This window comes from Variovorax davisae, assembly GCF_030316845.1.
GTDB classification, from domain to species: Bacteria; Pseudomonadota; Gammaproteobacteria; order Burkholderiales; family Burkholderiaceae_C; genus Variovorax; species Variovorax davisae.
The window spans coordinates 36,731-49,143 of record NZ_JASZYS010000003.1; the positions used below are offsets into that span (position 1 = coordinate 36,731).

The 12,413-nt window shown below is 63.5% G+C and carries 11 protein-coding genes and 2 pseudogenes; 8 read left to right on the forward strand and 5 right to left on the reverse strand.

The window, feature by feature from the left end; genetic code table 11:
• The first annotated feature begins 90 nt into the window (after positions 1 to 90).
• The gene (locus QTI33_RS07545) at positions 91 to 798 is read left to right on the forward strand and encodes a GntR family transcriptional regulator (protein ID WP_286505180.1); all 708 of its coding nucleotides are present in this window, start codon (positions 91 to 93) and stop codon (positions 796 to 798) included.
• A 134-nt stretch (positions 799 to 932) separates the two neighbouring features.
• On the opposite strand, the gene QTI33_RS07550 is transcribed toward QTI33_RS07545, so the two are convergent.
• Positions 933 to 2,117, reverse strand: a complete 1,185-nt coding sequence (locus QTI33_RS07550) for a DNA-binding protein (RefSeq protein WP_444814827.1) — start codon at positions 2,115 to 2,117, stop codon at positions 933 to 935.
• A gap of 425 nt (positions 2,118 to 2,542) precedes the next feature.
• Between QTI33_RS07550 and QTI33_RS07555 the strand changes: the two genes are divergently transcribed.
• From QTI33_RS07555 to QTI33_RS07575, 5 genes are all read left to right on the forward strand, one after another.
• A complete protein-coding gene (locus QTI33_RS07555) occupies positions 2,543 to 3,304 on the forward strand; it encodes a lipocalin family protein (protein ID WP_286505182.1) in 762 nt (253 codons plus the stop codon).
• A 360-nt stretch (positions 3,305 to 3,664) separates the two neighbouring features.
• Entirely contained in the window at positions 3,665 to 4,003 is a 339-nt protein-coding gene (locus tag QTI33_RS07560; protein ID WP_286505183.1) for a hypothetical protein, read from the forward strand.
• 718 nt (positions 4,004 to 4,721) lie between these two features.
• On the forward strand, positions 4,722 to 4,868 hold the full coding sequence (locus QTI33_RS07565) for a hypothetical protein (protein ID WP_286505184.1): 147 nt from the start codon (positions 4,722 to 4,724) through the stop codon (positions 4,866 to 4,868).
• A gap of 466 nt (positions 4,869 to 5,334) precedes the next feature.
• Positions 5,335 to 5,469: a hypothetical protein gene (locus tag QTI33_RS07570; RefSeq protein WP_286505185.1), complete on the forward strand. Its 135-nt coding sequence runs from the start codon at positions 5,335 to 5,337 to the stop codon at positions 5,467 to 5,469.
• 113 nt (positions 5,470 to 5,582) lie between these two features.
• On the forward strand, positions 5,583 to 5,729 hold the full coding sequence (locus QTI33_RS07575; protein WP_286505186.1) for a hypothetical protein: 147 nt from the start codon (positions 5,583 to 5,585) through the stop codon (positions 5,727 to 5,729).
• Positions 5,730 to 5,958: 229 nt separating this feature from the next.
• Here QTI33_RS07575 and QTI33_RS07580 read toward each other — a convergent pair whose 3' ends face one another.
• The 4 genes and pseudogenes from QTI33_RS07580 to QTI33_RS07595 all read right to left on the reverse strand — a co-directional run.
• Positions 5,959 to 6,081: a hypothetical protein gene (locus QTI33_RS07580; protein ID WP_286505187.1), complete on the reverse strand. Its 123-nt coding sequence runs from the start codon at positions 6,079 to 6,081 to the stop codon at positions 5,959 to 5,961.
• A 168-nt stretch (positions 6,082 to 6,249) separates the two neighbouring features.
• Positions 6,250 to 6,917 (reverse strand): annotated as a pseudogene (locus QTI33_RS07585) (IS5 family transposase); the annotation flags it as partial.
• Positions 6,918 to 7,208: 291 nt separating this feature from the next.
• Complete coding sequence (locus QTI33_RS07590; protein WP_286505188.1) at positions 7,209 to 8,258, reverse strand: IS110 family RNA-guided transposase; 1,050 nt, start codon at positions 8,256 to 8,258, stop codon at positions 7,209 to 7,211.
• Positions 8,259 to 8,370: 112 nt separating this feature from the next.
• Positions 8,371 to 8,826, reverse strand: a pseudogene (locus QTI33_RS07595) (transposase); the annotation flags it as partial.
• A 770-nt stretch (positions 8,827 to 9,596) separates the two neighbouring features.
• Here QTI33_RS07595 and QTI33_RS07600 point away from each other — a divergent pair.
• Both QTI33_RS07600 and QTI33_RS07605 read left to right on the forward strand, forming a co-directional pair.
• The gene (locus QTI33_RS07600) at positions 9,597 to 10,937 is read left to right on the forward strand and encodes an MFS transporter (RefSeq protein WP_286505189.1); all 1,341 of its coding nucleotides are present in this window, start codon (positions 9,597 to 9,599) and stop codon (positions 10,935 to 10,937) included.
• A 13-nt stretch (positions 10,938 to 10,950) separates the two neighbouring features.
• Positions 10,951 to 12,408 carry an NAD-dependent succinate-semialdehyde dehydrogenase gene (locus QTI33_RS07605; protein ID WP_286505190.1) on the forward strand — a complete coding sequence of 486 codons (1,458 nt, stop codon included), beginning with the start codon at positions 10,951 to 10,953 and terminating at the stop codon, positions 12,406 to 12,408.
• The last annotated feature ends 5 nt before the right edge of the window (positions 12,409 to 12,413 follow it).

The following is a 12,413-nucleotide window of genomic DNA, read 5'->3' on the forward strand; positions in this document are numbered from 1 at the left end:
CTCGAGTTCAAAGCCTGTGAATCAGGGTTTATCATTAGAGAGGCAACGAGGATTCGGCCGCAAACGGCCGTATGCAAGTAACATATCACCGTGAAAAATGTTCCACGCCGAAACCCGCCGCAGGTGAAATCCGAAGGCGCCGAAGCCGCCAGATCCCAGACGGACCTGGCTTACGAAGGGCTGCGCGAAGCGATCATTGGGTTGAAGCTCCGGCCCGGCGAGATGTACTCGGAGAGCGATCTCGCTGCCTTTGTGAACTTGGGCCGCACACCGGTCCGCGAAGCGCTGCATCGGCTCATTCGCGAGGAACTCGTAGTGACGCGCAAGAACCGCGGGATCTTCATCACGCCGATCGATGTCATCCGCCAACTGCAGTTGCTCGATGTGCGACGAGCCCTTGAACAGCTGCTGGCCGTGCGGGCTTGCGAACAAGCGACCGAGCCCGAGCGCAGGGAAATGCTGGAACTGGCCGAAGCTTGCGAGGAGAGTGCCCGGAGGGGTGACGCTACTGAGTTTTTGCGGGTGAATCGCAGGGTTCAGGACCTGAAGGCACGCGCTGCGCACAATGAAACCCTGACGAATACGATGGATCTGTTCTACGGGCTCTCCCGTCGGTTCTGGGTCGCCTATCACAGCCGATTCCCCGACAGCCTCTCAACGGCCGCCCACCTGCACGCACGCATCCTGCAGGCTATCGCGACATCGGACCCCCAGGCGGCAGTGGGCGCGTCCAACGAACTGCTCGATTTCCTCGAGAGCTTCACGAAGAAAACCGTCGACCTCAGGGCCGCGTACTGAGCAACATCGCGATCAGCAAACCTCTTGCGAGCTAAGGCCCCGTCGCATCGACAGGCGCCGCCGTCAGGTCACCAGATCTTGTCGGCGGCTCGGACCTTTCAGTACCGACTCCCCAGCGAAATGCGTCAGGGGAATCAGCTCCAGCGCATAAGGTCTTTCCGGTTCCTCCCAACGCGCATCGATTGCCTTGTAGAGGTATTCAATCTGATCTGCGACGTCGATGCCGAAGGTCTCGAAGAAGTTGCCGTGCTCATTGTCGAGATCTGTCCGCTTAAGAAGCACGACGCCTCAGCTGTTTCGGCGCTTCGAGGCCAATCTTCGACAGCGCGGCCCGAAAGCTCAGGCCATCCTCGATGCCCCAGCACGACGGCGGTGAAAGGAAGCCGGCCCGCCTCTTCCTTCCTTTCCCTGATCAGTTCGACCAACGCGTCTTGATAGTCCTCATGGGACAGGCGCGGGACGGCCAGCGTCTGGAGATGCAGCTTTGGCTCCGCGCTGCAGATCTGTGCCCACCGCTTCAGGCCCAACTGGTTCGCCAGGAAGGGATGCGAGGTCGTTGCGAAGGCGATCTCGCGGTGGCCGCGCTGCCGCAAAACGTCGACTGCTGCGCTGAGGGACTCGCCCCATTCCACGCCGACGGCGTCCACATCGAGCCCTGAGAGCGCTGCGCCATCCACGGCGATCGCGGCGGTCTTCCCTCGCAACGTCGAAAGCATGTCGATCTTGATGGTCTCGAACGTCGACTGGATGACACAGGCGTCGAACGAAGGTAGTCCGCACAGCACCTCGTGCGCATGATCGGAGTCGGGGTAGGTAACCTCCAGAACGCGGTGCCCGGCTTCGGTGAACCGGCCTTGGATGAGAACGCGGCTCCGATGAATGCTGATGGAACGGCGCAGCAGCAGTACAGAGCGATTCGACGGCGCGGCCTTGATCCGTTTCGTTGCGGAGCGCGCTGGGCGACTTCGGCAGAAGCCATTTCGACAAAGCCGAAGCCCTGATCGTCTCGCGCTGCAGCTCGATCTCGCGCCGGGCCGCTTCGGTCTTCTGGACCTGCATCTGGTCGGCCTCGCGGCGCGCAGCGTCCCAGAACACTTTTGCGGCCTGGACGATGACCAAGGGGACCTGTGCGCCTCATCAGCCGGGTTGGCGCCATGGCCGTCCAGGCGCCTGGCGAGCTTGACGAACCAGAGCTCCAGCATCGGGCTCACCGTTGTGGGCGAGCCGCTTTCGATTGTCTGGCGCACGCGCTCGATGGTCGGTCGCAGACCCTCGTGCAACAGCGCGTCAGCGGCTTCCGATACCTGTGGCTGCTGGATCCCGCGGCCGCCGCGTGGTGGACACGCGGCAGATGGGAACGAAGCTCGAGAATTTCTTTTGATCGGCTTAGGCATAGATCGCGATCTGAATCATGCTCGGCTGGCTCGTGATCAGAGTTGCGCGAAGCCGGGATCATCGTGTTACGGGACTAGACCAACGGGCCGTGGACACCTTACAGCGGTGGCAGTAGCTGTTCGCACATGCCGACGTTTTCTATGGATGCGAAGTCGCCGGGCGGCGAGCTGAAACGCTTGTCAAGCCCGGTGCGCCTGCTGGTGAATCTCGATATCCGCAGCCGCTCTTCAGGCGGCGTCAAGAGGTCGGCGCCCCGGTCGAGCTTGTTGACGGTCTCGATCAGACGCGGGGCAGACTGGCCGCGCAACCGGCCGACTCGTGCATTCTCAAATGGAACGGTACGCGCTTCGTGCCGTTCCAGACAGTGCGTTCGGCCTGGGGCTACAACTGGGCCTTCTTCGAGGTTGGCAGACCAGGGAGGAAGGCCATCATTGCGAATCTCACCGCGCTCGATGCAGAGGAGCTTCGCGCACTCGGCTTCCAGGCTGCCAGGCACAGGCCAATGATCCAGAAGGCGCGCGGCCGCGTATACCGAGCTCAAGGACACCGGAGCGACTCTATGATTCGATGGATGTGGGTGGCGGCAGCGACGCTGGGCTCGCTTGTGCTGGCCGCGGGATTGGCAGGCTGCTCAAGCCGGCCGCCGACGATAGCGCCGGTGGCCGACGTTGATCTGAATCGCTTCATGGGCGACTGGTACGTGATCGCGAACGTTCCGACCCTTCTCGAGCGCGATGCGTTCAATGCGCGCGAGTCGTACGCCCTGCGCGCCGACGGGGCAATTCAGACCACCTTCGAATATCGTGACGGCAGCTTTGAGGCACCCGTCAAGACGCTGCAACCTGTCGGCCGTGTGCGGGCCGGCACCCGCAATGCGGTATGGGACATGCAATTCGTCTGGCCGATCGATGCCGAATACGTGATTGTTGATTTGGATCCCGCCTATCGGATCACGATCATCGGTCGCAGCCAGCGCGACTATGCATGGATCATGGCGCGGACGCCACAGATCTCCGAGCAAGACTATGCAGCTGCCGTGCGACGGCTGCAAACACTGGGCTATGTGACGCAGGACCTTAGAAAAGTTCCGCAGCGGTGGCCTGGCTTGTAGAACGCCTGTCGTGGACCTCTGGAAGCCCCCATCAGGGTCCAAGCGTAAATTTTCGACCGCGCGAACTATCGCGTGTGCAAGCCTCCCCATCTGGCTTCACGGCCGTTGTCGGCTACGCTCACCGTACGCTCGTTACTCCGCTTCGGTGGTCGATCGCCGCGATAGGCGCCAGGGGAGGGCGGTGTGGCTCGCTGCGCCAAGGGAGATAGGGCCCCCTATCGAGCCAAATCCACCCGGACAGTAGGGCACTAGTCAAAAAGATCCAGAGCGTCGGCGTACCTGAGCCTACAGAGCGTCGAGGTCGGCCCGGATACGGTCTCCGACCGTCTGCCAAGCAGCAGCTGCCTGAAGGAGGGATCGATGGCGTCCCCAGAGACGTTGCAGGCGTTCGCCGCGGGCCTGCGCGCGATCGCCGCCGCGCCGGGCTTCATCGCCACGGCGGAGCAGTCGCCGGAGCTCGACAACCACCACTGGATCTTGCTGCTGTACCGCCTGGCCGATCGCGAAGTGATCGCCGGGTTCGGCTACGTCGATGATCCGATTACCGGCATGCTCGACCGCTCGACGCTGATCGGGTTCGTGGAGAGTATGGTGGAGATAGATCTGATCGAGGACGCGATCGTCGGGGTTGCCATGCCTGAGCATGGAGGCGTGGATCTCACAGCCGCGCTTTCGCACTTTCGACCAGCTGAAGCGTGACGAAACGACGCGTCAAGCGCGAATCGGGCCGCTTCCTGAATCTGATCGCCCTGGCGGGAGGCTTCGCCGTCGCACTGCTTCTAGGTCTTGGTGCGTCTGGGAGGGCAGCACGGGGCGAGGGGCCCGGCTCAATCGTCAGCAAGTCGTTCGAAGAGGAATCGGTTCTCCCTGTAGATCCACGGCCGCCTCTCTTGCTTCGCGACGTGGTTCGCCCGGAGCCGAGACAGTACTTTGCGCCTGGCGCGCAGCTTCATGGTGCCTCCTGAGGCTCACGCTTCTTTGATTCGCGGAGCCTGGCTTCTCATCGATCGATTTCGACAGGCCCGATCCCCGAATAGACGGTCTCGCCGTCTTCAGGGCAACCACTATCCACCGGTCGCCCGGCGTGAGCTTGTAGTCGCCGGGCTCGAACGGGAGCGCGTGTTCCTCATGGACACCTGCACCCAGCCATGAGGGCATGCGGAGGAGGGCGGGTGAGCGGGAAAAGTCGAGGGAGTCAGGCATGGCGGGATCGTACCCCGCGGCGTTCGTTGGGCAGGAGATAGGATCGGCGGGGAGCCCAAACACTCAAAAGGAGCGAGAGCGTGGCGATGTCGCAGAAGCAGCTGATCCAGTCCTTGGGCGAGGCAATGTCCTGTTTCGAGCGAGAGATCTCCTGGGAAGTTGCCCCGACTGAGCTTCGACACTTCTGCGGCGTATCGGCGAACTGTACGTCGCGATGATCACCAACGGGCAGCGGGCCACGGAGGTGAACCAGCGCGGCTACGACGTGGTGAGCGCCATCAACGAGCGGATCTCCGTCAAAACGACTGCGCAGAGTGGCCTCGATGGGTTCATCTCGTTCAATCCGAACACGATCGACTAGGTCGCGATCGGGTGTTTGTCCTGCGGATCAACACGGAGGAGATGCAGGTCGAGACCATGTTGGACAAGCCGATCGCCGACGCGCGTCACTTCTTGAGTGAGGATCGCGGTTCTGGCCGACTGAACATTCCGTTGCGACGCCTTGCTCCCACCCGCTTAGACGAGCGGATTCCTGCTGCTGCGTGTGCATCTGGGCCCCCATGGCCGTCACCGCCTGGCGCGAAGACGCCAGGGCTTCATCGAGCGCCACCCGGGCCTGCTCGAAGGAGGTCTCGCGCTAGGTGAGCTCCGACTCCTGCTGGGCGCGCGCCTCGCGCTGGAGCTCTATCTCGCGCCGGGCTGCCTCGGCCTTTTGGACCTGCACCTAGTCGGCCTCGCGGCGGGCAGTTTTCCAGAACAGTCTGGCGGCCTGGACCTCGTCCATGAAACCTGCTGAGAAAGTGTCGCCATCCAAGGTGTCCAAGGCCTTGGTGCCTCTGAAAAGCGATCACGCGCTGCTCGATCCCACTCAGCTGTCCGAAATGGCCCAGGACGCCGCGCACGACCTCATGGCCGAGGGCGAGTCGGACAACCTGGCCTACCGCGCCGCCATGCGCTACTAGGCCGCCTGGTTCGGCGCGCGCTACGGGCGGCAGATGCGGTTGCAGACCCTGTGGTCGTTTAGTTCATCGTCGACCATGCGCAGCGCTCGACCAAGGCGGGCCTCGAGCACCAGTTGCCGCCCGCGATCGACCAGGCGCTGGTGGAAGCGGGGTTCAAGGGAAAGCTCGGGGCGCCGGCGCTGAACACCCTCATGCACCGGATCTCGGTGCTCTCGATGGCGCACCACCTTTCCAAGCAGCCCAATCCGTGCCTGCGGTGAAAGCGCTGCTGAGCAAGACAAGAAAGCCTATGCGAAGCGCAACGCCCTGCCCCACAAGCAACGTGCGCTCACAAAAGAGCCGTTGGAAGCGGTGCTGGAGACCTGCGACGACTCGCTCAAGGGCAAGCGTGATCGCGCCCTCCTCCTCTTCGCCTGGGCCGGGCGGGCGCCGGCGCTCGGAGGTGTCAGAAGCGGTGTTCGAGAACCTGCACCGCGGGGATGAAGGCGCCTACCTGTACAAGCTGGCGAGTTCGAAGACGAACCACAACGGGAAGATCCGGCCGAAGGAGGTGAAGCCGGTGGTGGGGTCGGCCGCCGTGGCACTGGAGGCTTGGCTGAGGGCGAGGGACATCGTGACGGGGCCCTCTTCCGGCGCATCCTTAACAGGCTGCTGAAGTACCCGGCGCGCCGAAGTCATCCTGCGCACTGAAGGCGGCGGTTGTGTGATTTCGACGTTCCAGGGTCGCTGACGGCGCGGTTTTCGCGCTTCGAGGACGTTTCTTCGGCTCTCTCTGACCCTCTACCGGGCCAGCGGACGGACTTCTGCCAAGGTCCGCATGCGCACAAGGTTGTAGGCGGCCATGGTCAGTACGAACAACTGGTCGACTTTCTTGATGCCGCGCACCATCACCTGTCGGATGGGGCGACGAACTTGGCCCAGCCGAAGCCCTGCTCGATGAGCTTTCGCTTGCGCTGCGATCGCATAGCCCTCGCTCCGCGCGATCTCGTCGGCCACCGCCGAATGACGCCCCGCCTTGTTCTGCGCGACGCGCGGCGTCACCTTCATGCAATGCAGCGCCTCGATGAACTCGGCCGCGTCGTAGCCCTTGTCGGCGCCGAGCGTGACCTCGGTATCCGCACTCGCGGTGGCTTGGCGCGCGTCCCTGATCATGACCTTGGCCGCTTCCCGTTCGGCAAAGCCGTCGGCCTGCGTGACCCTCGCATTGACGACCAGGCCGTGACGGTTGTCGGTGAGCGTGTGACCCATGTAGCGCAGCTCGCTGGCCGTCTTGCCCTTGCGTACAGCTTCGAATCGGGATCCGTCTTCGACTCGTGCGTTTCATTGCTGCGTTGCTGCCCCTTGAAGTCCCCGCCGCTGCCGGCATCGTCGTCACCGTCCTTGCGAACGAAGCTCTTGTGTTCTGCCCAGGCCTGGATCAACGTGCCGTCGACGCTTATATGGACGCCTCCCGTGTGGCAAGTGAATCTTAGAAGTCGTGGCAGTGGCGGATCAACTGCGGTCTTATATCCGGCCTGTTTGCGCAGTTCGGATCTGGTCCGCCTGCTGGCCCTGATGGTCATTCGCGAGGTCGGTGCCTACCTGAAGTACGGGCTTCGCACACGGCGAGCCTGAGCGTTGACTTGGCTTTTCCGACCCACGGTCTGACCGCTTGCCATCACTTCCTCAACTGCACTCGCGCACTCTGTTCGGCGTTCGCCGTATTCGTCGCCGTGTGGCGCCCTTGGCTGCCAACCTGCCTATGCTCGTGCCGTTTCGGCACTGGACATACGGGCCGGCACGGTCGACACCCACCGCATATCGTAGCTTCGGTTGTACGCAACAAGCGCCCACGCCGTGCGAGCCAGCTTGTTGGCCAGCGCGACGACCGCCACGTTGGTCGGCCTGCGCAATAGCAAAGCTTGCAGCCACGCCGAGCAATTCTTTCGGGCCACGACCGCTCTCGCTCCGGCAATGAGCAGCGTGCGCAGATAAGGATCACCCCGTCGGCTGATGCCGCCCATCCTCACCTTACCGCCGGTGCCAGTGTGTCCGGGACAAAGCCCCAGGCTCGCGGCAAATTCGCGGCCATTGCGCCACGCGCGCCCGTCACCCAACACCGCCGCAAGCGCCGTCGCGCCCAGCACACCGAGTCCCGGCACCGCGCGCAGCGTCTTTGCGGCTTCGATGCTCTGCTGGACTGCGGCGATCTCCTCATCCATTACCTCGACGTCGTGGTCAACCTCGCGCAGCGACCTTAGTTGCTCGTTTAGTAGCCTCACCATCAGTGCTGGCAGCTTGGCGTCGATGTCCGCGCGTTCCTCTGCGAGCATCCGCAACGCGGAGTGACGCCCTTGCGGAAGGAAGATTCCGAATTCATAGAGGAGCCCACGCAGGGAGTTGATCGTCGCCGTACGGATGCTCACCCAATGCGATCTCGTGCGATGCAGCGACATGATGGCCTGTTGCTCAGTGCTCTTGATCGGCACGCGGCGGATGTCGCCGTGGCCGGCAGCGACCCATATCGCCCGTGCATCGGCCGAATCATCCTTGTTGCCTCGAACGAAGGCGCGAACCTGGCCCGCAGGCAACAGCTCGACGGCATGCCCCATGGCCATCAATGTCCGCGCCCAGTGGTGAGAACCACCGCAGGCCTCCATGGCCACGCACGCCGGTTGCACCTGAGCAAAGAACTCGAGAAACTTGCCCCTGCTGAGCTTCTTGCGATGGATCTCGCCGGTCTCAAGCTCAACCCAGTGCAACTGCATCACGCTCTTGGCCGTGTCCACGGCGTACGTCGTAGCGTTCATTTCGGGACCTCCGGTTGTGTGGTTGGACGCAAGCTCCACTTTGGCACTCCCTGCCGTTAAGCGCGAGGCCCCGCCTCGCCCGCGCTTCGCAGTGCGGCAGAGGCCGTGGTGGGAGGCGTCCATACCATCTGAAGTGCTCACCCGACAATAAGTTCTTGTTTTCTGCCGTCTCCAGCACTTCGTTGAAGAAGGCGACCACCGCATCGTGCTCGATCAGGCGCTGGCGGTTCTTCGTGAACACCGCCGGCACCCACACCGCGTCGTCCATCGCCAAGTCGATGAACCAGCGAAGCAACATGTTGTATTGCGTCTGCTCCATGAGCTGGCGCTCCGAGCGGATGCTGAACAGGATCTGCAACAGCATCGCGCGAAGCGGCTTCTCCGGCGCGATGCTCGGGCGTCCTCCCTTGACGTCGGCCCCGTACATCCGAGAGAACAACTCGTCCATCTTGGCCAGCGCCTCGTTGACCATCACCCGGATGCGGCGCAGCGGATGGTCGGCAGGAACGAAGTCGTCCAGCCGTCTCATGGTGAACAAGCCTTCGGTGAATGTGTCAGGGCCGCGCATCGGAGCAGGTTTCGTGAGTCTGCAAAGATAACGCCTCAGGTCCACTTTCGGGGGACCATCCGGTGAGGTATTTCAGCAGCCTGCTAAGAACGGCAAATTGGGTACTGACGGGCTCTCGGGGACGGCGGTGCGGGACATCGTGAAGGCGCGAATATGAATATCGAATTGAATGCTGTTCGCGGCAGGTGGCCTGCTGCGCGAATCAAACGACTCGCGCTTCACGGCGCACGGCGCTGGTGTTACTCGGTGCCTCAGGATGGCGGATCAGCATGTCCTCGCGAGGAGCGTGTTCAAAGAGTGCAAATATTGTGACGCCATAGCGGTTATCGAGGATAGCGGTCGTTTGCTTCGTTTGAACCACTCAGACCCACTTCCGTGCAGTCCATCGATTGACGGTTGGTCGCTGAGTTATTTGTATTGCTGCCCCGCATTGCCAGACAGGTCGCGATCGATCCGTCGGTTGCGGCGGAGTGAAGGGGGGAGGCCGAGCCATACGACTCGGGTACGCCACTCGGAAGTGGCTCCATCTCCGCATCTCACGCGGTGCATCGCTTGCTATGCGGCACCGAAGGCGTGCGCATAGAAATTTGTCAAGCCGAACGATTTCTGAACGACGTCGGGGCCGATCTTCACAGAGATGATTCAGGCTTACGGAGGGACCATATTCTTTAATTCCGATAGACGGAACGGATGGATTGTTAATTGGAAGCATAGGGCGCAACATTCCCGGACAGAAAAAGCCTGCACGGCCACACATTCCGGAGACACAATTGCTATCGTCCGAACCCCTATCGGCCGCTCCCGCGGCGCATGGCATCTCAGCCACCTTCAACGATCTCGAGTACGAACGGGGAGTGCGACGCGTTGTGCGCGCCGCCGCTTTCGGCACGGTGATCGAATACTTCGACTACACCGCCTACGCGTTCCTGGCGACCACGCTCGCTAAGGTGTTCTTCCCCGCCGCCGACCCGACGGCTGCTCTGCTCTACACACTGGGCGTGTTCGGCGTGGCGTTCATCGTGCGGCCGATAGGGGGCATCCTGCTGGGCCATCTAGGCGACCGCTACGGGCGCCGGCCCGCGTTGGTGGTGTCGGTCCTCGGCATGGCCTTCGCGACCGCGGCCATCGGCTTCTTGCCAACCTACGAGAGCGTCGGTATCGCGGCACCGCTGATGCTACTCGGGCTGCGCTGCATCCAGGGCTTGTCTGCCGGCGGCGAACTCGGCGGCGCAGCGGCCTATGTGGCCGAGGCCTCGCCTGACCACCGGCGTGGCTACCTCACCAGCACCACGCAGGTGGGCACGCTGGCCGGCACTATGCTGGGCTCGCTGAGCGTGGCGCTGCTGCGCGGCTGGCTCACGCCGGAGCAACTGCTCGACTGGGGCTGGCGCCTGCCGTTCCTGATGTCGCTGCCGCTGGGGCTCATCGGGTTGGTGGTGCGGCGACAGATGGAGGAGTCGCGGCAGTTTGAACAAATGGAAGACCGCGGCGCGGTCTCGAAGATGCCCGCGCTGTCGGTGGTGCGCACGCACTGGCGCGGTGTGCTCGGCGTGTTCGGGCTCTCGCTGGTTTCGTTCGCGGCCTACTACTTGGTCTTTACCTATTTTGCAACGTATTTCGAACGTCAGTCGATCATGAAGGCGAGCCAGGCAGCCTGGTCGACCACGGTCACGCTGCTGTTCGCCGCATTCGCCATTCCCTTCTGGGGCAAGTTCACGGACCGCGTCGGGCGCAAGCCGCTGCTGGTCAGCGTGTGCCTGGCCAACCTGGTGCTCGCATATCCGCTCTTCATGCTGATGAAGCAGTCGGCTCTGGCCGCCTTCGCCGCGCAGTTTGTGTTGGGTCAGATCGAGGCCGCTTACCTGGGCGTGATCCTGGCCGCCTACTGCGAGATGTTTCCGGCGCGCGTGCGACTCAGCGGTTTCAGCCTGGGCTACAACTTCGCCGCCATCGTGGCAGGCGGCTCTGCGCCGTATCTCGCCACCTGGCTGATCGCAGCCACCGGTCAGCCGCATGCGCCGGCCTGGATGCTGATGGCCACCGCGCTGGTGTCGCTGGTTGCCGCGGTCGCCATCAAGGAAACCGCTGGCCGGCCGATGCCAGTCGTTTGAACAGATGCCCACCATGACCTCTCATTCTTTTCCGACTATCCGCCAGTTCATCGGCGGCGAATGGACCGACGGCACCGGCGCCGCCACCGAAGCTGTGCTCGACCCTGCCAGCGGCAAGACCCTCTCGATGTTCCGCCACGCCAGCGAGGCCGATGTCGCGACCGCCCTCGAAGCCACCGACCGCTCCGCGCCGGCGTGGCGTGCCACCACACCAGACCTGCGCTATCGCATCCTTCGCGAAGCAGCAAGTCTGCTGCGCCAACGCGCTGCATCCGCCGCGCTGCACCTGAGTCTCGAACAAGGCAAGCCACTCACGGAGGCGGCGTCCGAGATCCAGGCCTCGGCCGACGTGATCGATTGGTACGCCGAGGAAGGCCGCCGCGCCTATGGCCGTATCGTGCCCGGCCGGGCCGGCTCGCGGCTGATGGTGGTGCCTGAGCCCATCGGTCCGGTGGCCGCATTTACGCCCTGGAACTTCCCCGCCACCACCGTCGCGCGCAAGCTCGGCGGTGCGCTGGCTGCGGGTTGCACCATCGTGCTGAAGGCCTCGGAAGAAACGCCCGCGACCGCCGTGGCGGTGCTCGAATGCCTCGCACAAGCCGGCCTTCCGCCTGGCGTCGCGAACCTGGTGCTGGGCCAGCCCGCTCGCATCTCCGAGCAACTGCTGCGCAGCTCGGTGATCCGCAAGGTGTCGCTCACCGGCTCCATCGCCGTGGGACGCACACTCGGCCATCTGGCGGTCGACCACCACCTCGTCACCACCATGGAGCTTGGCGGCAACGCGCCTGTGCTGGTGTTCAACGACGTGGACGTTGACGCCGTTGCGCGCATTTGCGCCATTGCCAAGTTCCGCAACGCTGGCCAAGTGTGCAACGTGCCCAGCCGCTTCTACGTTCATGAGGGTATCGCCGAAGCGTTTGCCGAACGCATGACGGCGCATGCCCGTGCGCTGCGCGTGGGCGCGGGCATCGAACCCGACATAGACATGGGCCCGCTCTGCAACGAGCGCCGGCTGCTGGCAATGGAGCAGCTGATGGACGACGCCCGTCGCAGCGGCGCACGCGTGCGCATCGGTGGCCGGCGGCTCGACCGCCCCGGCTTCTTCTTCGAGCCCACGGTGCTGAGCGACGTGCCCGACGCGGCGCTCGTGATGCGCGAGGAAGCCTTTGGTCCGATCGTGCCGATAGCCACCTTCAGTGACGTTGACGGCGCCGACGCGATCCGCCGCGCGAACGACACCGCCTACGGCTTGGGCGCCTTCGTGTTCACCGAATCGTTGGCGCGCGCTACCGACACCAGTGACGCGCTGGAGGCCGGCATGGTCGGCGTCAACACCGTCGTGCTCTCTCGCGCGGAAACCCCCTTCGGCGGCATCAAGGCCTCGGGCCACGGTCACGAGTCGGGCATCGAAGGCCTAGAGGCCTACATGCGAAAGAAAACTATCCTCCAGCACGCGCCGTTGCGCGGCTGAACGGC

Bases quoted from the DNA above. Each gene is read 5' to 3' on its own strand.
- QTI33_RS07605 (WP_286505190.1), top strand. From the start codon at position 10,951: ATGACCTCTCATTCTTTTCCGACTATCCGCCAGTTCATCGGCGGCGAA.
- QTI33_RS07565 (WP_286505184.1), top strand. From the start codon at position 4,722: ATGATCACCAACGGGCAGCGGGCCACGGAGGTGAACCAGCGCGGCTAC.
- QTI33_RS07580 (WP_286505187.1), bottom strand. From the start codon at position 6,081: ATGTCCCTCGCCCTCAGCCAAGCCTCCAGTGCCACGGCGGCCGACCCC.
- QTI33_RS07560 (WP_286505183.1), top strand. From the start codon at position 3,665: ATGGCGTCCCCAGAGACGTTGCAGGCGTTCGCCGCGGGCCTGCGCGCG.
- QTI33_RS07590 (WP_286505188.1), bottom strand. From the start codon at position 8,258: ATGAACGCTACGACGTACGCCGTGGACACGGCCAAGAGCGTGATGCAG.